Below are 22,892 nucleotides of genomic sequence, written 5' to 3'. Positions count from 1 at the left end.
TCGCGATGACCACCACCGTGCATGGGTTGAAGAACTGCGATACCTGCAGGAAGGCCACGAAGTGGCTGGACCGTTTCGAGGTGCCGTATACCTTCGTCGACTACCGCGAGAACAAGCCGTCGCCTGAGACCCTGGTCGACTGGGCCAGCCAGGCCGGTGGCTTCCCCGCGCTGGTCAATAAATCCTCCACCACGTGGCGGCAACTGCCGGACAACCGCAAGGCGGCCGGTTCGGATGCAGAATGGAAGCTGCTGCTGCGCGAATACCCGCAGTTGATCAAGCGGCCGCTGGTGGTGACCGCCGATGGCACGGTCAGCCAGGGCTTTTCGGACAATGGCTTCAAGCAGCGCTTCGGAGTGGGCGCGTGAGTGCGGTGCTCGACCTGGCCTGCGACCTGATCGCACGGCCGTCGGTCACCCCCGATGATGCGGGCTGCCAGCAGCTTCTGGCCACGCGGCTGCAGGCCGCTGGCTTCCAGTGCGAGCACCTGCGGCTGGGCGAGGTCGACAACCTGTGGGCCACCCACGGCAGCGGCGGACCGGTACTGGTACTGCTCGGCCACACCGATGTGGTGCCGACCGGGCCGGTGGCGGACTGGACCAGCGATCCGTTCGTGCCGACCGTGCGTGATGGCGTGCTGTACGGCCGCGGGGCGGCCGACATGAAGGGGAGCGTGGCCGCCTTCGTGGTGGCGGCCGAGCAGTTCGTTGCGGCGCACCGGGAGCATCCGGGCACGCTGGCGGTGCTGCTGACCAGCGACGAAGAAGGCGATGCGATCGATGGCGTGCGTCATGTCGCGCGGCTGTTCGCCGAACGTGGCGAGCGTATCGATTGGTGCATCACCGGCGAACCGTCATCGACTGCGCGGCTGGGTGACCTGTTGCGGGTCGGTCGGCGCGGCAGCCTGTCGGCGCGGCTGCTGGTGCAGGGCGTGCAGGGCCATGTCGCTTATCCGGACAAGGCGCGCAATCCGATCCACCAGGCCGCGCCTGCATTGGCCGAGCTGACGGCCCGGCGCTGGGACGAGGGCTTTGAAAGCTTCCCGCCGACCAGCCTGCAGGTGTCCAACGTGCATGCGGGCACGGGTGCCAACAACGTGATTCCCGGCCAGCTGCAGGTGGACTTCAACCTGCGCTACAACCCGCATTGGAACGCAGACAAGCTGGAGACGGAGATCGCTGCGCTGCTGGACCGGCACGGGCTGGAATACACCGTCAGATGGCATCGCAGCGGTGAGCCGTTCCATACCCCGGAAGGCACGCTGCGCCGGGTGGCGCGTGAGGTGCTGGGCGAATTCGCCGGTGCGCCGCCGGAAGAAAGCACCGGTGGCGGGACCTCGGATGCGCGGTTCATCGCGCCGCTGGGCGCGCAGTGCATCGAAGTAGGGCCGGTCAACGCCAGCATCCACCAGGTCGACGAGAACGTGCGCGTGGACGAGCTGGAGCAGCTGCCGGCGCTGTACCAGCGGCTGATTGAACGCCTGTTGGCGTGAGGTGGGTCGCCCCGGGTGATGCTCGGCGGCTCCTTGCAACGGGCGCGCGGCTGCATCTCGCCGAGCATGGCTCGGCGCTGCCGCCGATAGCGCCTAGGCCACCACCAGGCCGAACGCGGCCAGCGCCGCGGCGGCCTGGCGCTGCGAAATCACCGCCTTCCGGAACAGCTTGGCATCCATCACGTTGAGCCCGCTGATGTCGGTGCTGCGCAGGTCGGCACCTTCGAAACGGGTGAGCCGGGTCTGCGCATTGCGCAGGCTGCCGCCGTTGAATACGGCATCGCGGAAGTCGCAGCCGGACAGTTCCGCGTCGGAGAAATCAAGGCCGTGCAACTGCGCTTTGCGGAACGACAGGCCGCGCAGGTCGGCGCTGACCAGCAGGCAGTCGCGGAACTCCAACGCCCACCCGCCTGCCTCCTGCAGGTGGGCCCCGGTCAGCTTGCAATCCTGGAACTGCACCGAGGACAACGTGGCGCGCCGCCAGTGGCTGTTGTTGAGATCACAGTGCGAAAAGCGCGCGTCACTCAGCAGGGCCGAGCTGAAGTCGCACGCCGCGCCACGGCACTTGCTCCACTGGCTTTCCTCCAGCGACGCCGCCAACCAGTTCGCCCCCGCCAGCGAACACTGGTTGAACTGGAATCCGTCCATGTCCAGCCGCGAAAAGTCGCCGTGGTCGAACGTGCAGCCTTCGAAGATCGCCGCGCGTGGATGCGCGGCGATGATCGCCTGCATGCGTTCCCGGGTGAGGATTTCAGCACGGAAGATGGGGGTTTTCATGCCGCCATTCTGGGTGATGGGCAGCGCACGCAGTAGTCTTGAGCATTGCGCCGGAGTGTGTACAACGTTGCCTGCTGCGCGGTTACTCGAAGGTCCAGAACGGCGGTGCGATCGCCTCGCGCCAGTAGGATTCGGCTGCCATGTAGAAGCCCTGTGCCTCGGCCTGAGCGAACCATGCCGCCGCTGCCTCCACGTCCTTGGCCAGTCCATCGCCACCGCGGCCGACGGCCAGCCCGGCCAGGTACTGGCCATACACGTTGCCCTGGTTGCCGGCACGTGCATACCAGCGCAATGCCTCGGCCTTGTCCTGCACCACGCCGATGCCGGCTTCATGCAGTGCGCCGAGGTCGACCTGGGCCTCGGCGTCGCCGCGCGCGGCGCGGCGCTGGATGCCGGCGATGACCGGGTTGGGTGACGGGCCGGGAGCGATCGGCTGGCCGTGCGCTGCCGAGCCGCTGGTCGCCTCGCGCAGCGGCTTCAGTTTGTACAGTTCACGCAGGTACACCGCCGAACGCAGCCGCCAGCGCAGCGCGCCGGTCATGTCGCCGCGACCTTCGTACCAGCGCTCCAGGCCGTGCATCGCATACGGCGAGCCGTGATAGGCCGCGCTCTGGAACCAGTGGAACGCCTTGCGCGGTGACGCCTTCATGACCACGTCGGCGGGCTTCTGTGGTTCGTCGCTGCTGTCCAGGCGGCCGCGCGCGTACAGCGTGCCGAGCGTTTCCTCCGCACTGGTGCTGTGGTGCGTGCGCGGGGTCGTCGCGGCCGCGCGCGCATACCAGTCCAGCGCGCGCGGATCATTCCAGCCCCGGTACATCCGGGCCACGCGCAGCGCCGAGTCGAAACGGCCATCGGCGGCCGCAGCGAGGGCATCGCGCTCGGCGTCGCTGGGTGGGCGGGTCGGCGTGCTGGCACAACCGGCAAGCGCGAGCACTGCCAGCGCGTGCAACAGCGCGCGGCGGGGGAAGGGAATCATCCGTGAAGTCCTGCAGGGGGCGGCAGATTATCCGCGACGCCGACCGCGTGGCGGCTGAACGCGCACGCAGGAACGGTTGCCATCGCAACAGTTGCGCCGCCGCCGGAACCCGGTTACGGTCGATCCATGTCCTTGCTCCCCGCCACCGCCACCGCCGTCAGCAATACCAACCGCAATAACCTGCGCGCGAATAATCGTGCGCGGCCGATGCGGGACTGCGCCCTGGGTAGATAAGACACTACACACCCGGACACCAGAAAACCCGCATCGACTGATGCGGGTTTTTTTTGTGCCCGGGAAACCTCCCGGGCCAGGCTGGCCGGTCGAACACCCCCGCCACGTATAGACCCCAAACAGGAGCTTCCCCCATGTGTTCGATCTTCGGAATATTCGGCCTGCAGGCCGGTGATGACCTCCCCGCGCTGCGCCGCCACGCATTGGAATCCTCGCAGCGCCAGCGCCACCGCGGCCCGGACTGGAGCGGTGTCTACCTGGACAACGGCGCGCTGCTGGTGCACGAGCGGTTGGCCATCGTCGATCCCGCCGGTGGCTCGCAGCCGCTGCTGTCCGAGGATGGCGGCCTGGCGCTGGCGGTCAACGGCGAGATCTACAACCACCAGCAGCTGAAGGCCGGGTTGGACCAGCCATACGCGTTCCAGACCGGCTCGGATTGCGAGGTGATCAACGCGCTGTACCGCCAGGGTGAACCGTCGCAGTGGCTGGAACAGCTCAACGGCATCTTCGCCTTTGCGTTGTGGGACAAGGCGGCTGCGCGGGTGCTGGTGGCGCGTGATCCAATCGGCGTGGTGCCGCTGTACTGGGGCCACGATGCGCAGGGGCGCCTGCGCGTGGCCTCCGAATTGAAGGCGTTGGTGGACACCTGCGCCGATGCCGCGCAGTTCCCGCCGGGCCATTACTACGACAGCGCAACCGGCGCGCTGGTGCGTTACTACCAGCAGTCCTGGCGCGAGTACGACGCCGTGCAGGGCAAGCCGGTGGACCTGGCCGAACTGCGCGAAGCATTCGAGCGCGCGGTGGAGCGCCAGCTGATGAGCGATGTGCCTTACGGCGTGCTGCTGTCCGGTGGCCTGGATTCCTCGCTGGTGGCCGCGGTGGCCGCACGCTATGCGCGCCGACGCATCGAAGACGGTGGTGAGAGCGAGGCGTGGTGGCCGCGGCTGCATTCCTTCGCCATCGGCCTGAAGGGCTCGCCTGATCTCGCCGCCGCCGCCATTGCCGCCGAGGCGCTGGGTACGGTGCACCATGGCTTCGAATACACCTTCGAAGAAGGCCTGGACGTGCTGCCGGAGGTGATCCGCCATATCGAGACCTACGACGTCACCACCATCCGCGCCTCCACCCCGATGTTCCTGCTGGCGCGCCGGATCAAGGCGATGGGCGTGAAGATGGTGCTGTCCGGCGAGGGCAGCGACGAGATCTTCGGTGGCTACCTGTACTTCCACAAGGCGCCGGATGCACGTGAGTTCCACAGCGAGCTGGTGCGCAAGCTGGATGCGCTGCACAACTACGACTGCCTGCGCGCCAACAAGTCGATGATGGCGTGGGGCGTGGAGCCACGCGTCCCGTTCCTGGACCGTGAGTTCCTGGACGTGGCGATGCGCTTAGATGCCGCGCACAAGATGGTCGGCAGCGAAGCCTCCGGTGGCCGCCGGGTGGAGAAGGGCGTGCTGCGTGCGGCGTTCGAAGGCTATCTGCCGGAGAGCATCCTGTGGCGCCAGAAAGAGCAGTTCAGCGATGGCGTAGGCTACGGCTGGATCGACGGGCTGAAGGCACACGCTGAAGCGCAGGTCAGCGACCGCGTGCTGGCTGCCGCCGACAAGCGCTTCCCGCACAACCCGCCGCAGACCAAGGAGGCGTATTACTACCGCCACGTGTTCGAGCAGTACTTCCCCAGCCATGCGGCGGCGGAAACGGTGCCCGGCGGCAAGTCGATCGCCTGTTCGTCACCGGCGGCGATTGCCTGGGATGCCAGCTTCGCCGCTGCGGCGGACCCGTCCGGACGGGCGATCGCCGGCGTGCACGAGGCCGCATTGGCGTGATGCGCGGGTAGCGCGCCAGGCGGGGAAGTCAGCGGGCAGGCCGCAGGGTCAGCGTGTGCTGGCTGGGGCCCGGCAGGAACGGGGTCGGCCGCCCGTGCACATGATCTTCGTGTCCGGCCGCCCAGAACGGGGACAACGGGTGGCCGCTCTGGCCACCCGGCATATGGATGATGCCCTGGTCTTCGTGGCCGGGGGATACCACCATCCGCTGCGAAGCGCCGAAGCCCGGTCCCTGCACGCGCGGCATGTTGTTGTCACCGGGCAGCGGCTCGGCCGGCATGCACAGCCAGCGTCTGGCGATGGCCGGCAGGGCACGGCTGATCGGGTGGCAGATCGCGGCGGTATTGCGCTCGCCCCAGTTGCGTTCGGCCAGCGGTCCCTGCGCGCTCAGGTCCGCTTCCAGGCGCTTGGCCGTGTCGGCCAGCAGCGCGTCCCAGCTTGCGTGGCCAGGCGGCAGCAGGTGCGCCGGGCGCTGGGTGACCAGCGGCCACAGCACGCCTTCGAACTGCGCCAGCCGCGGCTCCAGCCAGTCATCGCCCAGCGTCTGTCTGGCCGGTGCCAGCATCGCGCCGGAGACCTCGTCCAGCAGCATCCCGCGGAAGCCGCGCACCACCCGGTAGCTCACCGAGTCGACCGAAGCATGGCCGTCCCAGGTGCGCGTGACGGCCTCCAGCCGCTGCAGTTGCGGATCATTGGAGCCCACCACTACCTGGCGCAGCAGTTGCCACCAGCGTTGCAGGAACAGCGCGCGGTCATCCAGCTGGATCGCCAGCAGGTCCGCTTCGCTGAAACGTTCGCTGGCCTGCAGCGCATCGCGGATCTGGGCCCCGCGCGCGCCGAGGTCGTAGCCCCCGTCACCGGCCACGGCCAGTGCCTCGCCGTCCATGACACGGCCGTTGGCCGTCCACAGCCGGTGGCTGGGCGGATCAATCAGCGAGGGCGCCGCATCACTGCGGATGCCCCATGCCGGGCACCCATCGGCCATGGTGGTGCGCATGTCGGTGGGCGCGCAGCCGGCGGCACGGTCCGGGCGCGCCCCCAGCACCCGCCAGCCGATGCGTCCGTGGCGGTCGGCCAGCAGCAGGTTCTGCGCCGGGATGCGGGTGTGGTCGGCAACCTGCAATGCCTGGTCGATGTCGGCCACGCGCGCCAGTCCGGTCAGCGCCAGGCTGACTGCGCCGGGTTGGTGGGCAACCCAGCGCAGCGCATCGCCGCTGCCATCCGCCCGCTGGTGCAGCAGCGGACCCCATGCGCTTTCGCGCACGATGAAATCCACCGGCGGGGCACCAGCCACCTCGATCTTTTCGTGGTACTCGGCCAGCTTGGTACCGGCCGGCACCGGCTGGAAATCGGCAGTGTCGATGTAGCTGTTGGTGAACCCCCACGCCACGTATCCGTTGCTGCCGACGATGATCGCCGGCAGGCCGGGCAGCGAAAATCCACTCACGTCGACTTTTCCGCCGGGGGCCTGCGGATCCGGGTAGCGCAGGCGCACGCGGAACCAGATGTTCGGCGCGCGCAAGCCCAGGTGCATGTCGTCGGCCAGGATCGCGCGGCCATCGGCGGTCAGCGCCGCGCCCACGGCGAAGTTGTTGCTGCCTTTGACATCCGTATCGGCCACGGCAGCGGCAGGCGCGGCAGGCCGGCCACGCAGGTCCAGCACATCGGCGGCGGGCAGCTGTGCATCACCCCGCGGCCCGCCCATCAGCGGCGCATCCCAACTGCTGCCGTCGTGGCTCAGCAGCGCATACAGCGCCGGCGGCACCACCGCACGCAGGCGGCTGTACGCCAACTCGCTCTGGTTGCCTGGATCCTGCAGGTCGGCATACATCGCATAGCCGGTCAGCAGGCTGTCGCTAGCCTGCCACGGTGCAGGCTGCTGGCGCAGCAGCAGGTACGGCCAGGGGCGCACGCGCAGGCGGGCGATGCCTTCATTCACGCCCTCCACGTAAGCCTGCAGTTCGGCGCTCACCGGTTCCCGTGACGCGCGATGGCGCAGGCGATGCACGCGCATCCGCTTGTCCGCCTCCAGCGCGGCCGGGCCGAACAGCACCGACAGCTCGCCAGCGGCACTGCGGCGCATCAGGTCCATCTCGAAACCGCGTTCCTGCGCATGCACCTGGCCCAGGGCGCGCATCACATCGCGCTGGCTGGCGCCTTCGATGGTGACCACGCCCAGGCGGTCGCGGCTGACGGTCACCGGGGCCTGCAGTCCGCCCAGGACCTGCTCGCCGTCCAGCGGCGCAAGGCTTCCGCGCAGCAGCCACCACACGGCCAGGCCGAGGCCCAGGGCCAGTACCAGCAGCAGCCAGAACAGCCGCAGCAACCATCGACGCATGGGACGCTTCCTTGCAGGAGAGGAGGGTGGGACGAGTCTAGCCAGCCGGTGTGGCAGATCGCAGACGTGACGCGACTGCGATTGATTCCGATTAGATCACGGGATTTCCGGATAGGGCACCATGGCGCCATCGAGTCAAAGGAGCATCCCCCATGAAAGGCAATCCGGACGTCATCGCCTGCCTGAAAGAACTGCTGCGCGGCGAGCTTGCCGCCCGCGACCAGTACTTCATCCATTCCCGCCGCTACGAGGACCAAGGCCTGTTCGCGCTGTACGAACGCCTGAACCACGAAATGGAAGAAGAAACCCAGCACGCCGATGCGCTGCTGCGCCGGATCCTGTTCCTGGGCGGTGACCCGGACATGCGCGCGCATGCCTTCGAACCCGGCAAGACCGTGGAAGAGATGCTGCGCAAGGACCTGGACACCGAATATCTGGTGCGCAACAACCTGGCCGCCGGCATGAAGCTGTGCGAAGCCAACGGGGACTATGTCAGCCGTGACATGCTGCTGGTGCAGCTGAAGGACACCGAAGAAGACCATGCCTGGTGGCTGGAGCAGCAGCTGGGCCTGATCCAGCGCATCGGCCTGGAGCTCTACCAGCTGAGCAAGATCGACGGCAAGGGCGCTGCCGCGCACTGACCTCGCAGCCAGCCAGCTTCGCGCCAGCCAGCAACGAAAAAGCCGGGGATTTCCCCGGCTTTTTTTTGTCCGATCGCGGAGGGTGGGTGGCGCCGGGCAGGGCCCGGCGCTACCTCGCTCATTCCACCGAAAGCCCTTCCACCTTCTGCCAACCGCGCGGCAGCAGGTGGCCACGCGTGGCGCGCGAACCCAGGTAGGCGTCCAGCTCGCTGAACTTCAGGCCCATGGTGCGCTGGCCGCTGCGTACCTGCAGGGTCTGGCCGGGGCTGATCGCCACCACCGCCACTACCCGCTCAGTGGCCAGCTTGGCCTTGGGGATCTCGATGATCTTGTTGCCCTTGCCCTTGTCCAGTTCCGGCAAGTCACTGGCGGCGATCGCCAGCAGGTTGCCCGAACTGGTCACCGCCACGATGCGGTCGGTGTCCACGTTGGCCACCAGCGCCGGCTGCAGCACCGAAGAGCCCGATGCCAGGTTGAGCATCGCCTTGCCGGCCTTGTTGCGGCCGATCAGGTTCTCGAAGCGGGTCACGAAGCCATAGCCGTGGGTGGAGGCCAGCACGAAGCGGCCGTTCGGTTCGGCGCTGGCGAGGGTGACGAAGCTGGTGCCGGGCGCCGGCGAGAAGCGGCCGGTCAGCGGTTCACCGTTGCCACGTGCCGACGGCAGGGTGTGCACCGGCGTGGAGTACGCGCGGCCCTCGCTGTCCAGGAAGGCGACCTGCTGGGTGCTGCGTGCACGCACCGAAGCCAGCATGCTGTCGCCGTCGCGGTAATTCATCGAAGACGCATCCACGTCGTGGCCCTTGGCCGCACGGATCCAACCCTTCTCCGACAGCACCACGGTCATCGGCTCGCTGGGCACCAGCTCGGTTTCGTCGATGGCCTGGGCGGCCGTGCGCTGCACCAGCGGCGAACGACGGGCATCGCCGAACTTCTTCGCATCGGCGGTCAGTTCGTCCTTGATCAGCTTCTTCAGCTTGGCCTTGCTGTCCAGGATGCCGAGGATCTTGTCGCGTTCCTTGGCCAGCTCGTCCTGCTCGCCGCGGATCTTCATTTCTTCCAGGCGCGCCAGCTGCTTCAGCTTGGTTTCCAGGATGTACTCGGCCTGGTCGTCGGACAGGCCGAAGCGCGCGATCAGCGCGGCTTTCGGCTCGTCTTCGGTACGGATGATGTGGATCACCTCGTCCAGGTTGAGGAAGGCGACCAGCAGGCCTTCCAACAGGTGCAGGCGACGCTCCACCTTCTGCAGGCGATGCTGCAGGCGGCGGGTCACGGTGCTGCTGCGGAAGGCCAGCCACTCGCTCAGCAGGGTCTTGAGGTTCTTGACCTGCGGGCGCCCATCCAGGCCGATCACGTTGAGGTTGACCCGGTAGCTGCGTTCCATGTCCGTGGTGGCGAACAGGTGGCCCATCAGCTGGTCGGCGTCGACCCGGTTGGAGCGCGGCACCAGCACCACCCGCACCGGATTGGCATGGTCGGATTCATCGCGCACGTCCTCGATCCACGGCAGCTTCTTGGCGCGCATCTGCGCGGCGATCTGTTCGATCACCTTGGACGGCGAAACCTGGAAGGGCAGGGCGTTGACCACCACGTTGCCGTTTTCCTTGAGGAAGGTCGCGCGCGCACGCACGCTGCCATGGCCGGTTTCGTACATGTGCAGCAGGTCGGCGGCCGGGGTGATGATCTCCGCGTTGGACGGATAATCCGGACCCTTCACGTGTTCGCACAGGTCGCGCACGCTGGCATCGGGATCTTCCAGCAGGTGCAGCAGGGCGCTGACGATCTCGTTGAGGTTGTGCGGCGGCACGTCGGTGGCCATGCCCACGGCGATGCCGGTGGTGCCGTTGAGCAGCAGGTGCGGCAGCCGCGCCGGCATCCAGGTCGGCTCCTGCAGGGTGCCGTCGAAGTTCGGCGTCCAGTCGGTGGTGCCGTGGCCCAGTTCGCCCAGCAGCACTTCGGCGATCGGGGTCAGCTTGGATTCGGTGTAACGCATCGCCGCGAAGGATTTCGGGTCGTCGCTGGAACCGAAGTTGCCCTGGCCTTCGATCAGCGGATAGCGGTACGAAAACGGCTGCGCCATCAGCACCAGTGCTTCGTAGCAGGCACTGTCACCATGCGGGTGGTATTTACCGATGACGTCGCCGACGGTGCGGGCGGACTTCTTCGGCTTGGAAGCGGCGTTCAGTCCCAGCTCGCTCATCGCATAGATGATGCGGCGCTGCACCGGCTTGAGGCCGTCGCCGAGGAACGGCAGCGCACGGTCCAGCACGACATACATCGAGTAGTCGAGGTAGGCGCGCTCGGCATACTCGCGCAGCGGCAGTTGTTCGAAGCCGTGGAAGACGGGGCGGGCAAGATCGGTCATGCGGGGTTGTTACCTGTGTTCGGAGGCGGCGACGGCCGTCGCCCTCGCAATGCGTTGATTATCCGGATGCGGCCGGAGAAGCCAAGCCACGCGGCGGATCCAGTCCGCGCCCGGCGCGCGCCAGGTAGCGTCCCGGTGGTACCCCGAAGTGGCGGCGGAACACGGTGACGAAGGCGCTGGAGCTGCTGAAGCCCAGTGCGTGGGCGATATCGGACACCGCGCGGCCTTCGCTGAGCTGGCGCAGCGCCTCGGCCAACCGCGCCTGCTGGCGCCAGTGGGCGAAGCTGAGCGTGGTCTCCTCGCGGAAATGGCGGGTCAGCGAACGGGTCGACAGGCCCGCCCACGCCGCCCACTGCGCCAGGCTGCGGTCATCGGCCGGTTCGGCCAGCAGCTGCGAGGCGATCTTCAGCAGGCGCCGGTCGCGCGGCATCGGCAGGTGCATGCGCTGGCGCGGGGCGGCGCGGATTTCGTCCAGCAGCACCTCGATCAGGTGCTGCTGGCGGGCGCTGGCCGCATCGGCGATCGGCCAGTCGCAGACCCGCAGCGCCACGGCCTGCAGCAACGGAGAAATGCCGATCACGCAGGGGTCGGCGGGCAGGTCATGGCACAGCGCCGGCGCCAGCACCATGCCCCAGCCGCGCAGCGGCCCATCGATGGCCACCGTATGCGGTTCGGCGGCGGGCATCCAGCCGGCCGATCCGGGCGCCAGCGACCAGGTACCGTGGCGGGTGCGGGTGGTCAGCAGGCCGCTTTCCACGCAGATCAGCTGGGCACGGCCGTGGGTATGCCAGTCCACCTCGTTGGCCAGCCCGGTCGGGCTGTCGATGCGGAAGCCCACCACCGGCAGCCCGTCCTCGCGTTCGAACCACTCCAACGCGCTGTCACGCAGCAGCTGTCTGGCGGCTTCGGTATCCGGACCTTGGCGCACATGGGCCGGCGGCATTGGCTGGAAACTGTCATTCATTGGCTGGATTGTACTACCCGGCCACTTCGTACGCCCGTTAAGGTAGCCACCTTCGCGATCACGCCCATTGCTGCAACACAGCATTCATTGCCAGATCGAAATATTTCTATTGAGAAATATATTTTTTGGAAGAGAATGCTACCCCATGATCTGCCCTTCCGACTCTCCCCCCAGCTTCGGGCTGCTGCTGCGCCAAGTGCGCGACGGCCTGGTCCGCCAGCTCGATGCCTCGATGGCCGAAGAAGACCTCGGCCTCAACTTCACCCATTACATCGGCCTGAAAGTGCTTGCGCGGATGGCGCCGTGCACCGCCAACGAACTGGCCAGGGCGATCGACCAGGTGCCCAGCGCGGTGACCCGCCTGCTGGACAAGCTGGAAGCGCTGGGCTGTGTTCGCCGCGAAGCCCATGCGCAGGACCGGCGCGCGCTGCAGATCGTACTGACCGAAGAAGGCCGCGCGCTGTGGCTGCGGCTGCAGAAACGTGGCGAGGACGTGATCGATTACGCCTCCCGTGAGCTCAGCGCCGACGAACGCGCGCAGCTGCTCTCCCTGTTGACCCGAATCCGCGACTCCCTGGCGACTCCATGACTCCCATCACTCTCTCTACTCCATGGCGGCACGGCCGGCCGTTGCTGCTTGCCGGCCTGGCGCTGGCCCTGGCCGCGTGCGCCAGCAGCCGTGGCCTGCAGCCGCAGGGCGCGCTGCGCGACGTCGATTCCCTGCACAGCGAGCGCACGCTGGCCGATGCCACGCTGGGTGCGGCTGGTTTCCCCGCCCGCGACTGGTGGACCGCGCTGGGCGACCCGCAGCTCGATGCGCTGATCAGCGAAGGCCTGGCCAGCCACCCCAGCCTGGAAGCGGCCGACGCACGCCTGCGCCAGGCCCGTTCGCAGGTCGGTGGTGCGCGTGCGGATCAGCTGCCGAACCTGTCCGTATCCGGTGGCTACACCGGGCTGCGCCTGCCCGAGTCGATGCTCGGCGATGAGGCCGGTGGCCATTACGCCGGCAGTGGGCAGGTCGCGTTCAATTTCAGCTATGGCGTGGACCTGTGGGGCGGCAAGCGTGCGACCTGGGAAGCGGCGGTGGACAGCGCCCACGCGGCGGCCATCGATGCGCAGGCCGCCCGACTGAACCTGTCGGCCAACATCACCCAGGCGTATGCCGGGCTGGCCTATGCCTGGCAGCTGCACGACGTGGCAACCGAAGAACTGGCGCGTTCGCAGAAGGCGTTGCAGCTGACCGGCCAGCGCCGCGCGGCCGGCATCGACAGCGACTTGCAGGTGCGCCAGGCCGAGGCACGCGTGCCGGCGGCGCAGCAGCAGCTGCAGGCCGCCCAGCAGCAGATCGACGAGAGCCGCACGGCACTGGCCGCGCTGGTCGGGCAGGGCCCGGATCGTGGGCTGCAGATCGAACGGCCGCGCCATCTCGATCCGCTGGCCCTGCAGTTGCCCGGCGTGTTGCCCAGCGCGCTGCTGGGCCGTCGTCCGGACATCGTGGCCGCGCGCTGGCGGGTGGAAGCGGCCGGCAGGCAGATCGATGCCGCCAAGGCGAAGTTCTATCCCAGCCTGAATCTCACCGCGCTGGCCGGGGTGGTCGCCCCGAACGTGGGTGACCTGCTGCAGAGCAGCTCCACCTTCGCCTACATCGGCCCCGCGCTGAGCCTGCCGATATTCGATGGCGGTCGCCTGCGCGCCGGCCTGGACAGCAAGGACGCCGACTATGACCTGGCCGTGGCCGGCTACAACCAGCGGCTGCTGGATGCACTGCACGAGGTGGCCGACCAGGTCAACGCCGTGCGCTCGCTGCAGCAGCAGGCGCAGTCGCAGCAGCAGGCGGTGGACACCGCGCGCGCCGCGCATGGACTGGCCGAACAGCGCTACCGCGCCGGCATCGGCGGCTACCTCGATGTGCTGACCGCGCAGTCCACCTTGCTGCAGGCGCAGCAGCGGTTGGCCGGGCTGCAGTCGCAGCAGGTGCTGTCCTCTATCCGCCTGAGCCAGGCGCTGGGCGGGGGCTTCGATCCCACCACCGATGACAGCCGCCGCGCCGCCTCCCTTTCCGATTCCTCGCATTCCTGAAGAAGCCTCTCATGAGCCAGACTCCCTCATCCGCGGCGCCCGCCGCTCCCAGCCGTCGCGGCAAGCTGCTGCGCGGACTGCTTGTCATCGTGCTGCTGCTGATTGCTGCCGCCGCGCTGTGGTACTTCATGTTCGGCCGCTGGTTCGAAGAAACCGACGATGCCTACGTCGGCGGCAACCAGGTGCAGATCACCTCCATGATCACCGGTACGGTGGTCGGCATCGCGGCCGACGATGGCATGCGCGTGGAGCGCGGCCAGGTGCTGGTGCAGCTGGATCCGTCCGATACCGAAGTCGCCCTGCAGCAGGCCGAAGCCAAGCTGGCCGGTACCGTGCGCCAGGTGCGCGGTCTGTACCGCAGCGTGGAAGGTGCGCAGGCTGAACTCAACGCCCGCCAGGTCACCCTGAAGCGCGCCCGCGATGACTTCGCACGCCGCAAGGACCTGGCCGCCACCGGCGCCATTTCCAATGAAGAGCTGGCGCATGCCCGCGATGAACTGGCCGCTGCCGAAGCGGCCGTAGCCGGTTCGCGCGAGACCTTCGAGCGCAGCCGTGCGCTGGTGGATGACACCGTGATCGCCACCCAGCCGGACGTGCAGTCCGCCGCAGCGCAGCTGCGCCAGGCGTGGCTGAACAATGCGCGTGCCGGCATCGTTTCGCCGGTCAGCGGCTACGTTGCGCGTCGTTCGGTGCAGGTGGGCCAGCGCGTGCAGCCGGGCAATGCGCTGATGGCCGTGGTGCCGACCGAGCAGATGTGGGTGGAAGCCAACTTCAAGGAAACCCAGCTGCGGCACATGCGCCTGGGCCAGGAAGTGGAGCTGCGTTCGGACCTGTACGGCGGCGATGTGCGCTACACCGGCCACCTGACCAGCCTGGGCATGGGCACCGGTTCGGCGTTCTCGCTGCTGCCGGCGCAGAACGCCAGCGGCAACTGGATCAAGATCGTGCAGCGCGTGCCGGTGCGCATTGCCATCGATGCCAAGCAGCTGGCCGAACACCCGCTGCGCATCGGCCTGTCGATGAAGGCCGAAGTGAGCCTGCGTGACCAGAAGGGCGAGGTGCTGCCCAGCCAGGCCGCCACCGGTTCGGTGTTCGACACCGACGTGTACGCCAAGCAGATGCACGATGCCGATGATGCGATCCACGCCATCATCCAGGGCAACCTGCCGCAGCGCGCCGGCGCTGCCGCCGCGGCCGGCCCGAAGGCGACCGCCGCGGTGGGCCAGCAGCCGACCACGCCGCCCCACGTATCCAAGGCAGGCTGAGTTTCCATGTCTTCCCAAGCCCCTGCCGTGCCCGGTACGCCGGGCCCGCCGGCCGCCCCGGCCGCCGGTTTCCTGCCGCCCAACGTCGCCCTGTGCACCGCGGGCCTGGCGATGGCCTCGTTCATGCAGGTGCTGGACACCACCATCGCCAATGTGTCCCTGCCGACCATCGCCGGCAACCTGGGGGCCAGTTCGCAGCAGGCCACCTGGGTGATCACCTCGTTCGCGGTCAGCACCGCGATCGCGCTGCCGCTGACCGGTTGGCTCAGCCGCCGGGTCGGCGAGACCAAGCTGTTCGTGTGGGCCACGCTGGCCTTCACCATTGCCTCGCTGCTGTGTGGGCTGGCCCAGAGCATGGGCATGCTGGTGGTATCGCGCGCACTGCAGGGCTTCGTTGCCGGCCCGATGTATCCCATCACCCAGTCGCTGCTGGTGTCGATCTACCCGCGTGAGAAACGTGGGCAGGCGCTGGCGTTGCTGGCGATGATCACCGTGGTGGCACCGATCTGCGGGCCGATCCTGGGTGGCTGGATCACCGACAACTACAGTTGGGAATGGATCTTCCTGATCAACGTGCCGCTGGGCATCTTCGCCGCGCTGGTGGTGGGCAACCAGATGAAGGGCCGCCCGGAGCAGATCGAAAAGCCGAAGATGGATTACGTCGGTCTGGTCACCTTGGTGATCGGCGTCGGTGCGCTGCAGCTGGTGCTCGACCTGGGCAACGACGAAGACTGGTTCAGTTCGCCGACGATCGTCGCGCTGTCCTGCGTTTCGGTGGTTGCCCTGGCGGTGTTCCTGATCTGGGAACTGACCGACAAGGATCCCATCGTCGACCTGCGCCTGTTCCGTCATCGCAACTTCCGGGCCGGCACGATGGCGATGGTGGTGGCCTATGCGGCGTTCTTCAGCGTGTCGCTGCTGATCCCGCAATGGCTGCAGCGTGACATGGGCTACACGGCCATCTGGGCCGGCCTGGCCACCGCGCCGATCGGCATCCTGCCGGTGATCATGACTCCGTTCGTGGGCAAGTACGCATCGCGCTTCGACATGCGCATGCTGGCCTCGGTGGCGTTCGTGTTCCTGTCCTTCACCAGCTTCCTGCGTTCCGGATTCAACCTGCAGGTGGACTTCCAGCACGTGGCCGGGGTGCAGCTGCTGATGGGCGTGGGCGTGGCGCTGTTCTTCATGCCGGTGCTGCAGATCCTGCTGTCCGACCTGGATGGGCGCGAGATCGCCGCCGGCTCCGGCCTGGCCACGTTCCTGCGCACGCTGGGCGGCAGCTTCGCGGCGTCGTTGACCACCTGGCTGTGGTCACGGCGCACCCAGGTGCACCATGCCGACATCACCGAACACATATCGGTGTACCAGCCGGGCATCCAGGAGCAGGTGACCGCGATGGGGCAGGGCGACCTGCAGCACGGCGCGGCAGCGCTCAATACGATGATCAACCATCAGGCATCGCAGATGGGGTTCAACGATATCTTCTTCCTGCTGGGCTGGATCTTCCTGGCCATCATCGCGTTCCTGTGGCTGGCCAAGCCGCCCTTCGGCGCGGGTGCGGGCAGTGCGGCGGCAGCGGGCGGGCACTGATCGCAGGCGCGGACATTACGGTAGCGCCGGGCCATGCCCGGCGAGCACAGCGGTAAACGAGCGACGGTCCATGCTGAAGATTGACGGCCAGCGGCCGTCGCTACGCAAACGCCGGACATGAAAAAACCCGCTTTCGCGGGTTTGATCATTTTCCGAGTCGTGGTGCCCAGGAGAGGACTCGAACCTCCACGAAGTTGCCCCCGCTAGCACCTGAAGCTAGTGCGTCTACCAATTCCGCCACCTGGGCGACTCAGGAGGAGAATTATGGGGAACGAATTAATTTGTGTCAACAACATTTATGCATTCCGATGACGCCGCCGCATCAGTCATCCACTGCGTGCCCGCCCAAGTGCAGCAGCAGGCTCTGCATGGAACGCGACAGCCCGTTCCAGCGGATGAAGCACAGGCTCAGCTGGCGGCGCGCCCAGGCATCTTCCAACGCGATGGCGTGGAAGCCGTAACGGCGCCGATGCTGCCGGCAGATCGAGCGCGGCACGATGCCGATGCCGATCCCATGGCCGACCATCTCGCACACGCCTTCGAAGGTCTTCATGCGGATGCGCGGTGACAGGCTGCGGCCGAGCGCACGCGCGTTGTCTTCGATATGTTCCTGCAGCGCATTGCCATCGGCGAGGGCGACGAAGGTTTCGCCCAGCACCTCGGCGAACCGGGTCGAAGGGCTGGCCGCGAGACGATGGTGGGGCGGCACGATCAGCAGCAGCGGGTCATCGGCCACCGGCTGCAGTTGCAGCGGGGTGCTGTCCACCGCATCGGAAGTGATGCCGGCCTCGGCCTGCCCGCCGCGCACCGCGCGCACGATCTCCTTGCTGGTGCGTTCCTTCAGGTCCACGTGCAGGCGCGGCCGCGTCGCCATCCACGGGGCAAGGCGGCCGGGCAGGAAGGTGGTGAGTGCGCCGGTGTTGGCATACAGGTGCAGGGTGCCACGCGCGCCGCTGGCGAACTCCTGCAGTTCCTCGCGCAGCAACGACTGCTGGCGCAGCATCAGGCGTGCGTGGTGGGCAAGGGCCTCGCCGGCCTCGGTGGTGGTGACCCCGCGCGGGTGGCGGGTCAGCAGGGCGATCCCCGCTTCGGCCTCCATCGTGCGCAGTCGTTCGCTGGTGGAGGCCAGGGCGAGGTGCGCGCGTGCGGCCCCGGCGGTGATGCTGCCGGCTTCAACCACCGCCAGGAACAGGCGCAGGTCGGCCAGGTCCATTCGCATATCTGCTGCTCCCTGCCTTCGGCCCAGCCGAAGGCGCGTTGATCCAGGCCGCATTGTGCCGCAGGCCGGTGACGGGTCCTAATGGCGCAATGAACGATTCGCTGTACTTCTATTTCCTGCTGGTGGTGGTGTTCGTGTTGGCCGGCGTGGTCAAGGGCGTGACCGGCATGGGCCTGCCCACGGTCGCGATGGGCCTGCTGGGCAGCGCGCTGTCACCGGTGGCCGCCGCCTCGATGCTGTTCGTGCCGACGCTGGTCACCAATGCGTGGCAGATCCTGGCCGGGCCGTCGATCGGGCGCATCGTGCGCCGGCTGTGGCCGATGATGCTGGGCGTGGTGGTCGCCACCGTGGCCGGCGCGGCGCTGCTGGTGCGGGTGCAGGCGCACTGGTCCGGCCTGGCACTGGGCGTGGCGCTGATCGTGTACGCGGTGTACTCGGCCTTCGCGCCGGCGTTCCGCGTGCCAGTGCGCAAGGAGCGCTGGCTGTCGCCGCTGGTGGGCGCGGTATCCGGTGTGGTCACCGGTGCCACCGGGGTGTTCGTGATGCCGGCCGTGCCGTACCTGCAGTCGCTCGGGCTGGATCGCGATGAGCTGGTGCAGGCGCTGGGCCTGGCGTTCACGGTATCGACGATCTCGCTGACCACCGGTCTGCTGGTGCACGGCGCGTTCGGTGTGCAGCAGTTGGGGCTGAGTGCACTGGCGATCGTGCCGGCGCTGGCGGGGATGTGGCTGGGTCAGAAGATCCGCGGGAGGATCAGCGCGCGCGCGTTCCGGCTGTGTTTCCTCGGCTTCCTGCTGTTGCTCGGAATCGAGCTGGTGGTGCGTCCGTGGATCGGATGAGCAGGCAAAAAAAAAGGTTCTTCTCCCATCTGAGGGGAGAAGGCGCACGGCCGACCAGCTAGATTTGTAGTTGTCGAGACAACAAACCGAGGCCGGCCGTGGCCAAGCTGGATTGTATGCCGTTGCTGGGAGGCTGGGCGGGGTATCGCCTGGATGGGTGGCGCCGCGAGGCACGTGGCGCAGCCACGTGGCTGGTGCTTTCGCTGGTGCCCGATTCACGCCGCCGCCGACGCTGCAGCGGATGCGACAAGTGGGTCGTGGCCGTCCACGACCAGACGCTCCGGCGGGTTCGTGACCTGCCTGTGTTCGATGCGCCGGTCGAGTTGGAGATCCAGCGACAGCGACTGGCCTGTCCTCGCTGCGGGCCAAAGCTGGAGCATCTGGATTGGTTGGAGCGGCATGCCCGGGTAACGCAACGGCTTGCGCAGAGCGTGGCACGCATGTGTGCCACGACCTCGATCCATGCCACCGCAAAGTGGCATGGCTTGGACTGGAAGACGGTCAAGGCACTTGATTTCAGGCATCTGGTGCAGACGCTGGGGCCGGTGGACCTATCGGACGTAAGAGTGATCGCGATGGACGAGTTTGCGATCCAGAAGGGCCATCGCTACGCCACCGTGGTGGTCGAGCCATCACGCAAGCGCGTGCTTTGGGTCGGTCGAGGACGCAGTCGCGCTGACGTGCGCCCCTTCTTCGAGTTACTCGGAAGGGACGGCTGCGAACGCATCCAAGCGGTCGCCATGGACATGAATTCGGCATTCGACCTGGAAGTGAAAGCCCAATGCCCCAACGCCGAGGTGGTCTACGACCTCTTCCATGTCGTGGCCAAGTACGGGCGCGAAGTCATTGATCGGGTGCGGGTTGACGAGGCCAATCGCCTACGCACCGACAAGCCCGCGCGACGGGTGGTGAAGACCTCGCGCTGGCTCCTGCTGCGCAATAGGCAAAACGTCCCAGCCGAGCAGCGCGTCCAACTCGAGGAGCTGCTGGCCGCCAACAAAGCCCTGCTGACCACGTATCTGCTCAAAGACGACCTGAAGCAGCTGTGGCGCTACCGAAGCCAGAGCTGGGCGGAGAAGGCCTGGCGGTCATGGAAGCATCGCGCCCTGCGAAGCGGGCTGGAGCCGCTGCGCATCTTTGTCCGCCGTCTGCAACCATATCTCCCGGGCATCCTGGCCCACTGCCGATGGCCGCTCGGGACGAACCTGGTGGAAGGCATCAATAACAAGATCAAGGTCATCAAGCGCGTCGCCTACGGATACCGAGACGACGCGTATTTCTTCCTGAAGATCCGGGCGGCCTTCCCCGGAGTTGGGTGAAGAACCAAAAAAAACCCCGCATCAGCGGGGTTTTTTTTATCGATGGTGCCCAGGAGAGGACTCGAACCTCCACGAAGTTGCCCCCGCTAGCACCTGAAGCTAGTGCGTCTACCAATTCCGCCACCTGGGCATCGAGGGAGCGAATTATGCAGAGGGGTGAAGAGGCTGTCAACCGTGTTTTTCAAGCGCTTTATCGCGCCCAACAAACAACCCCCGCTTGCGCGAGGGTTGTTTGTTTTGGTGCCCAGAAGAGGACTCGAACCTCCACGAAGTTGCCCCCGCTAGCACCTGAAGCTAGTGCGTCTACCAATTCCGCCATCTGGGCTTGCAGAGCGGGCGATTTTGAAGATGCGGGAGGCGCTTGTCAACGATTTTCGAAAAATCGTGGTCTCCATTCATTTACGCCGGGCCATGACCCGTTCTGCACGCCCGCAACGGCTACCATGGAGGGCGATGAACACCAAAAAACCAAGCAAGGGCGGGAAGAGCTCCCGCACGTCGCCGCCCCAGGGCGCCCCCACCGGATCGCCGAAGGGTCCGAAGGGTCCGAAGAAGAAGAGCCTGCCGCCGTGGATGCCGGAAAGCCTGACCGGTGGAAACGCCGGTGCGGCGTCCGCACCGCGTGGCGCAGGCCGCCGCGGCCCGGCCCCGTCCGGACCACGCGGTCGCCGTCCGCTGCCGCCGATGGGCGCGCCGGTGGATGACCCGCATGCCGCCCGCGAAGCGGAAAAATACGAACAGCCCATCGCCAGCCGCGAGGCCATCCTGGCCCTGCTTGAACGCTGCGAAGGCCCGCAGACCGCCGAGGAAGTCGGTGCCCGCCTGGGCCTGACCGCACCGGATCGCGCCGAAGCGCTGTCGCGCCGACTGGGCGCGATGGTCCGCGATGGCCAACTGGTGCAGAACCGCCGCGGTGGCTTCGCTCCGATCCAGGCGCTGAACCTGGTGACCGGCGTGGTGATCGCCAATCCGGAAGGCTTCGGCTTCCTGCGCCCGGTGGAAGGGGGCGACGACCTGTTCCTGCCACCGTATGAAATGCGCAAGGTCATGCACGGTGACAAGGTGCTGGCCAACGTGACCGGCATCGACCACCGCGGCCGCCGCGAGGGCAGCATCGCCCGCGTGCTGGAGCGCGGCATGACCCGCCTGATCGGCCGCTTCAGCGTCGAGATGGGCATCAATTACGTGGTGCCCGATGACAAGCGCATCCAGCGCAACGTGCAGGTACCGCCGGACCACACCGGCGGCGCGCGCGATGGCCAGCTGGTGGTGTGCGAACTGACCCAGGCCCCGGACAGCCGCCGTCCGCCGATCGGCCGCATCATCGCGGTGCTCGGTGACAAGCTGACCGCTTCGCTGGTGGTGGAGACCGCCATCCACGGCCATGAACTGCCGTTCGAATTCCCCCAGGAGGTGCTGGACGAAGCCGCCTCGGTGCCGCTGGTGGTCGAACCGGCGATGATCGGCAACCGCGTGGACCTGCGCAGCACGCCGCTGGTCACCATCGATGGCGAGGATGCCAAGGACTTCGACGACGCGGTCTACTGCGAACCCAATGCCAACGGCTTCCGGCTGGTGGTGGCGATCGCCGATGTGTCCAACTACGTGCGCCCCGGTACCCCGCTGGATGACGAAGCGCAGAAGCGCGCCACCTCGGTGTACTTCCCGGGCTTCGTGGTGCCGATGCTGCCGGAAACCCTGTCCAACGGCATCTGCTCGCTGATGCCGAAGGTCGACCGCATGTGCTTTGTCTGCGACATGCAGGTGGACCGCGACGGCCAGGTCAGCAGCTCGAAATTCTACGAAGCGGTGATGAACTCGCACGCACGGCTGACCTACACCCAGGTGTGGCAGGCGGTGGGCGAGGACGATGCCGGCGCCAAGGCGGCGATCGGTCCGCTGCTGCCGCAGGTGGAACGCCTGTACCAGCTGTACCACGTGCTGGCCAAGGCGCGCAGCAAGCGCGGTGCGATCGAGTTCGAATCCAGCGAAGTGCGCTTCGTGCTGGACAACACCGGCGAGGTCACCCAGGCCGGCATGCTGGTGCGCAACGACGCGCACAAGCTGATCGAAGAATGCATGATCGCTGCCAACGTGGAGGCGGCGCGTTACCTGCTCGGCCACGGCGTGCCGGCACCGTATCGCGTGCATGAAAAGCCGCCGGAGACCAAGTTCGCCGACCTGCTGGAGTTCCTCAAGGAGTTCAAGCTGAGCCTGCCGCCGTGGTCGAAGGTGGTGCCGGGCGACTACACCAAGCTGCTGAAGAAGATCCGCGACCGCCCCGATGCCGCCCTGCTGGAGTCGGTGCTGCTGCGCAGCCAGAGCCTGGCGGTGTACAGCCCGGACAACAATGGTCACTTCGGCCTGGCGCTGGAGGCGTACGCGCACTTCACTTCGCCGATCCGCCGCTACCCCGATCTGCTGGTGCACCGTGCGATCAAGCACGCGCTGACCGGTGCACGCGTGGAGAAATACATCTACACCGCGCGCGAAATGGCGGCGCTGGCCCTGCAGTGTTCCGAGCGCGAGCGTCGGGCCGACGAGGCCGAGCGCGAAGTGGACGAGCGTTACCGCGCTGCCTGGATGGAAAAGCACGTCGGCGGCCAGTTCGAAGGCGTGATCAGCGGCGTCACCAGCTTCGGGCTGTTCGTCGAATTGACCGATTCCAAGGTGCAGGGCCTGGTCCACGTCACCCAGCTGCCGCATGACTATTACAAGTTCGATGCAGTGCGTAAGACCCTCGGTGGTGAGCGTCGTGGCACCAGCTACCGGTTGGGTGACAGCGTGCGCGTGCTGGTGCTGAAGGCCAGCATGGAAGAGCGCAAGATCGACTTCCGTTTGGTCGAGCACAAGGGCGAGGAAGAAGAAGCGCCGCGCCCGGCGCCGTTGCCCGAACACGGCAAGCCGGCCAAGCGCACCAAGAAGAAGTACTGAGACATCGCGGGTAGCGCCGAGCCCTGCTCGGCGTCCG

General features: G+C 67.2%; 16 protein-coding genes, 3 tRNA genes and 1 pseudogene. 11 read left to right on the top strand and 9 right to left on the bottom strand.

The annotated features are described in order from the left end of the window. The first annotated feature begins 5 nt into the window (after positions 1-5). Together QE373_RS12555 and dapE are read left to right on the top strand one after the other, a co-directional pair. Positions 6-368: a Spx/MgsR family RNA polymerase-binding regulatory protein gene (locus QE373_RS12555; RefSeq protein WP_309687026.1), complete on the top strand. Its 363-nt coding sequence runs from the start codon at positions 6-8 to the stop codon at positions 366-368. Beyond that, positions 365-1,492 (top strand): succinyl-diaminopimelate desuccinylase, encoded by a 1,128-nt coding sequence (gene dapE, locus QE373_RS12550; RefSeq protein ID WP_309687024.1) that lies wholly within the window; start codon positions 365-367, stop codon positions 1,490-1,492. Before QE373_RS12555 ends, dapE begins: the two co-directional genes overlap by 4 nt. A 93-nt stretch (positions 1,493-1,585) precedes the next feature. Here dapE and QE373_RS12545 read toward each other — a convergent pair whose 3' ends face one another. Both QE373_RS12545 and QE373_RS12540 read right to left on the bottom strand, forming a co-directional pair. Then, on the bottom strand, positions 1,586-2,269 hold the full coding sequence (locus QE373_RS12545) for a pentapeptide repeat-containing protein (RefSeq protein ID WP_309687021.1): 684 nt from the start codon (positions 2,267-2,269) through the stop codon (positions 1,586-1,588). Positions 2,270-2,351: 82 nt separating this feature from the next. Then, the gene (locus QE373_RS12540; RefSeq protein ID WP_309687018.1) at positions 2,352-3,245 is read right to left on the bottom strand and encodes a tetratricopeptide repeat protein; all 894 of its coding nucleotides are present in this window, start codon (positions 3,243-3,245) and stop codon (positions 2,352-2,354) included. Positions 3,246-3,613: 368 nt separating this feature from the next. Here QE373_RS12540 and asnB point away from each other — a divergent pair, with 368 nt between their 5' ends. Further along, positions 3,614-5,305, top strand: coding sequence for an asparagine synthase B (gene asnB, locus QE373_RS12535; RefSeq protein ID WP_309687016.1), 1,692 nt, complete (start codon positions 3,614-3,616; stop codon positions 5,303-5,305). A 28-nt stretch (positions 5,306-5,333) separates the two neighbouring features. Here asnB and QE373_RS12530 read toward each other — a convergent pair whose 3' ends face one another. Further along, the gene (locus tag QE373_RS12530; RefSeq protein WP_309687013.1) at positions 5,334-7,643 is read right to left on the bottom strand and encodes a penicillin acylase family protein; all 2,310 of its coding nucleotides are present in this window, start codon (positions 7,641-7,643) and stop codon (positions 5,334-5,336) included. 152 nt (positions 7,644-7,795) lie between these two features. Here QE373_RS12530 and bfr point away from each other — a divergent pair, with 152 nt between their 5' ends. After that, positions 7,796-8,284, top strand: coding sequence for a bacterioferritin (bfr, locus tag QE373_RS12525; RefSeq protein ID WP_057507875.1), 489 nt, complete (start codon positions 7,796-7,798; stop codon positions 8,282-8,284). 118 nt (positions 8,285-8,402) lie between these two features. On the opposite strand, the gene parC is transcribed toward bfr, so the two are convergent. Continuing rightward, complete coding sequence (gene parC, locus QE373_RS12520; protein ID WP_309687011.1) at positions 8,403-10,646, bottom strand: DNA topoisomerase IV subunit A; 2,244 nt, start codon at positions 10,644-10,646, stop codon at positions 8,403-8,405. A 58-nt stretch (positions 10,647-10,704) separates the two neighbouring features. Then, positions 10,705-11,610: a helix-turn-helix transcriptional regulator gene (locus QE373_RS12515; RefSeq protein WP_057507877.1), complete on the bottom strand. Its 906-nt coding sequence runs from the start codon at positions 11,608-11,610 to the stop codon at positions 10,705-10,707. A 145-nt stretch (positions 11,611-11,755) separates the two neighbouring features. On the opposite strand from QE373_RS12515, the gene QE373_RS12510 reads away from it, so the two are divergent. The 4 genes and pseudogenes from QE373_RS12510 to QE373_RS12495 all read left to right on the top strand — a co-directional run bounded on the left by QE373_RS12510 (position 11,756) and on the right by QE373_RS12495 (position 16,544). Continuing rightward, a complete protein-coding gene (locus QE373_RS12510; RefSeq protein ID WP_057507878.1) occupies positions 11,756-12,199 on the top strand; it encodes a MarR family transcriptional regulator in 444 nt (147 codons plus the stop codon). Next, positions 12,196-13,689 (top strand): efflux transporter outer membrane subunit, encoded by a 1,494-nt coding sequence (locus tag QE373_RS12505; protein WP_309687008.1) that lies wholly within the window; start codon positions 12,196-12,198, stop codon positions 13,687-13,689. Before QE373_RS12510 ends, QE373_RS12505 begins: the two co-directional genes overlap by 4 nt. 11 nt (positions 13,690-13,700) lie before the next feature. Beyond that, positions 13,701-14,864: pseudogene (locus tag QE373_RS12500) on the top strand (HlyD family efflux transporter periplasmic adaptor subunit); the annotation flags it as partial. A gap of 96 nt (positions 14,865-14,960) precedes the next feature. Continuing rightward, complete coding sequence (locus tag QE373_RS12495) at positions 14,961-16,544, top strand: DHA2 family efflux MFS transporter permease subunit (protein WP_309687006.1); 1,584 nt, start codon at positions 14,961-14,963, stop codon at positions 16,542-16,544. A gap of 160 nt (positions 16,545-16,704) precedes the next feature. Here the strand turns inward: QE373_RS12495 and QE373_RS12490 are convergent. Both QE373_RS12490 and QE373_RS12485 read right to left on the bottom strand, forming a co-directional pair. After that, positions 16,705-16,791: transfer RNA gene (locus tag QE373_RS12490), tRNA-Leu, on the bottom strand. Positions 16,792-16,866: 75 nt separating this feature from the next. Then, a complete protein-coding gene (locus QE373_RS12485; protein ID WP_309687004.1) occupies positions 16,867-17,763 on the bottom strand; it encodes a LysR family transcriptional regulator in 897 nt (298 codons plus the stop codon). Positions 17,764-17,852: 89 nt separating this feature from the next. Between QE373_RS12485 and QE373_RS12480 the strand changes: the two genes are divergently transcribed. Continuing rightward, the gene (locus QE373_RS12480; RefSeq protein ID WP_309686999.1) at positions 17,853-18,602 is read left to right on the top strand and encodes a sulfite exporter TauE/SafE family protein; all 750 of its coding nucleotides are present in this window, start codon (positions 17,853-17,855) and stop codon (positions 18,600-18,602) included. A 98-nt stretch (positions 18,603-18,700) separates the two neighbouring features. Further along, positions 18,701-19,921, top strand: a complete 1,221-nt coding sequence (locus tag QE373_RS12475; RefSeq protein WP_309683344.1) for an ISL3 family transposase — start codon at positions 18,701-18,703, stop codon at positions 19,919-19,921. A gap of 43 nt (positions 19,922-19,964) precedes the next feature. Here the strand turns inward: QE373_RS12475 and QE373_RS12470 are convergent. Both QE373_RS12470 and QE373_RS12465 read right to left on the bottom strand, forming a co-directional pair. Beyond that, positions 19,965-20,051, bottom strand: a tRNA-Leu gene (locus QE373_RS12470). 108 nt (positions 20,052-20,159) lie between these two features. Further along, positions 20,160-20,246 (bottom strand) — tRNA-Leu (locus tag QE373_RS12465). Positions 20,247-20,332: 86 nt separating this feature from the next. On the opposite strand from QE373_RS12465, the gene rnr reads away from it, so the two are divergent. Then, entirely contained in the window at positions 20,333-22,855 is a 2,523-nt protein-coding gene (gene rnr, locus QE373_RS12460) for a ribonuclease R (protein ID WP_309686996.1), read from the top strand. Positions 22,856-22,892: the final 37 nt, after the last annotated feature.

Source organism: Stenotrophomonas sp. SORGH_AS_0321, from assembly GCF_031453215.1.
GTDB lineage: Bacteria > Pseudomonadota > Gammaproteobacteria > Xanthomonadales > Xanthomonadaceae > Stenotrophomonas > Stenotrophomonas chelatiphaga.
The sequence above is the reverse complement of the archived record's forward strand: the minus strand, read 5'-3'. Positions and strand labels throughout refer to the sequence as shown.

What these genes read in the sequence shown, in the direction of transcription:
- QE373_RS12510 (WP_057507878.1), top strand. Translation starts at nt 11,756, where the DNA reads ATGATCTGCCCTTCCGACTCTCCCCCCAGCTTCGGGCTGCTGCTGCGC.
- bfr (WP_057507875.1), top strand. Translation starts at nt 7,796, where the DNA reads ATGAAAGGCAATCCGGACGTCATCGCCTGCCTGAAAGAACTGCTGCGC.
- QE373_RS12515 (WP_057507877.1), bottom strand. Translation starts at nt 11,610, where the DNA reads ATGAATGACAGTTTCCAGCCAATGCCGCCGGCCCATGTGCGCCAAGGT.
- asnB (WP_309687016.1), top strand. Translation starts at nt 3,614, where the DNA reads ATGTGTTCGATCTTCGGAATATTCGGCCTGCAGGCCGGTGATGACCTC.
- QE373_RS12540 (WP_309687018.1), bottom strand. Translation starts at nt 3,245, where the DNA reads ATGATTCCCTTCCCCCGCCGCGCGCTGTTGCACGCGCTGGCAGTGCTC.
- QE373_RS12530 (WP_309687013.1), bottom strand. Translation starts at nt 7,643, where the DNA reads ATGCGTCGATGGTTGCTGCGGCTGTTCTGGCTGCTGCTGGTACTGGCC.
- QE373_RS12505 (WP_309687008.1), top strand. Translation starts at nt 12,196, where the DNA reads ATGACTCCCATCACTCTCTCTACTCCATGGCGGCACGGCCGGCCGTTG.
- QE373_RS12495 (WP_309687006.1), top strand. Translation starts at nt 14,961, where the DNA reads ATGTCTTCCCAAGCCCCTGCCGTGCCCGGTACGCCGGGCCCGCCGGCC.
- rnr (WP_309686996.1), top strand. Translation starts at nt 20,333, where the DNA reads ATGACCCGTTCTGCACGCCCGCAACGGCTACCATGGAGGGCGATGAAC.
- parC (WP_309687011.1), bottom strand. Translation starts at nt 10,646, where the DNA reads ATGACCGATCTTGCCCGCCCCGTCTTCCACGGCTTCGAACAACTGCCG.
- QE373_RS12485 (WP_309687004.1), bottom strand. Translation starts at nt 17,763, where the DNA reads ATGCGAATGGACCTGGCCGACCTGCGCCTGTTCCTGGCGGTGGTTGAA.
- QE373_RS12555 (WP_309687026.1), top strand. Translation starts at nt 6, where the DNA reads ATGACCACCACCGTGCATGGGTTGAAGAACTGCGATACCTGCAGGAAG.
- QE373_RS12545 (WP_309687021.1), bottom strand. Translation starts at nt 2,269, where the DNA reads ATGAAAACCCCCATCTTCCGTGCTGAAATCCTCACCCGGGAACGCATG.
- QE373_RS12480 (WP_309686999.1), top strand. Translation starts at nt 17,853, where the DNA reads ATGAACGATTCGCTGTACTTCTATTTCCTGCTGGTGGTGGTGTTCGTG.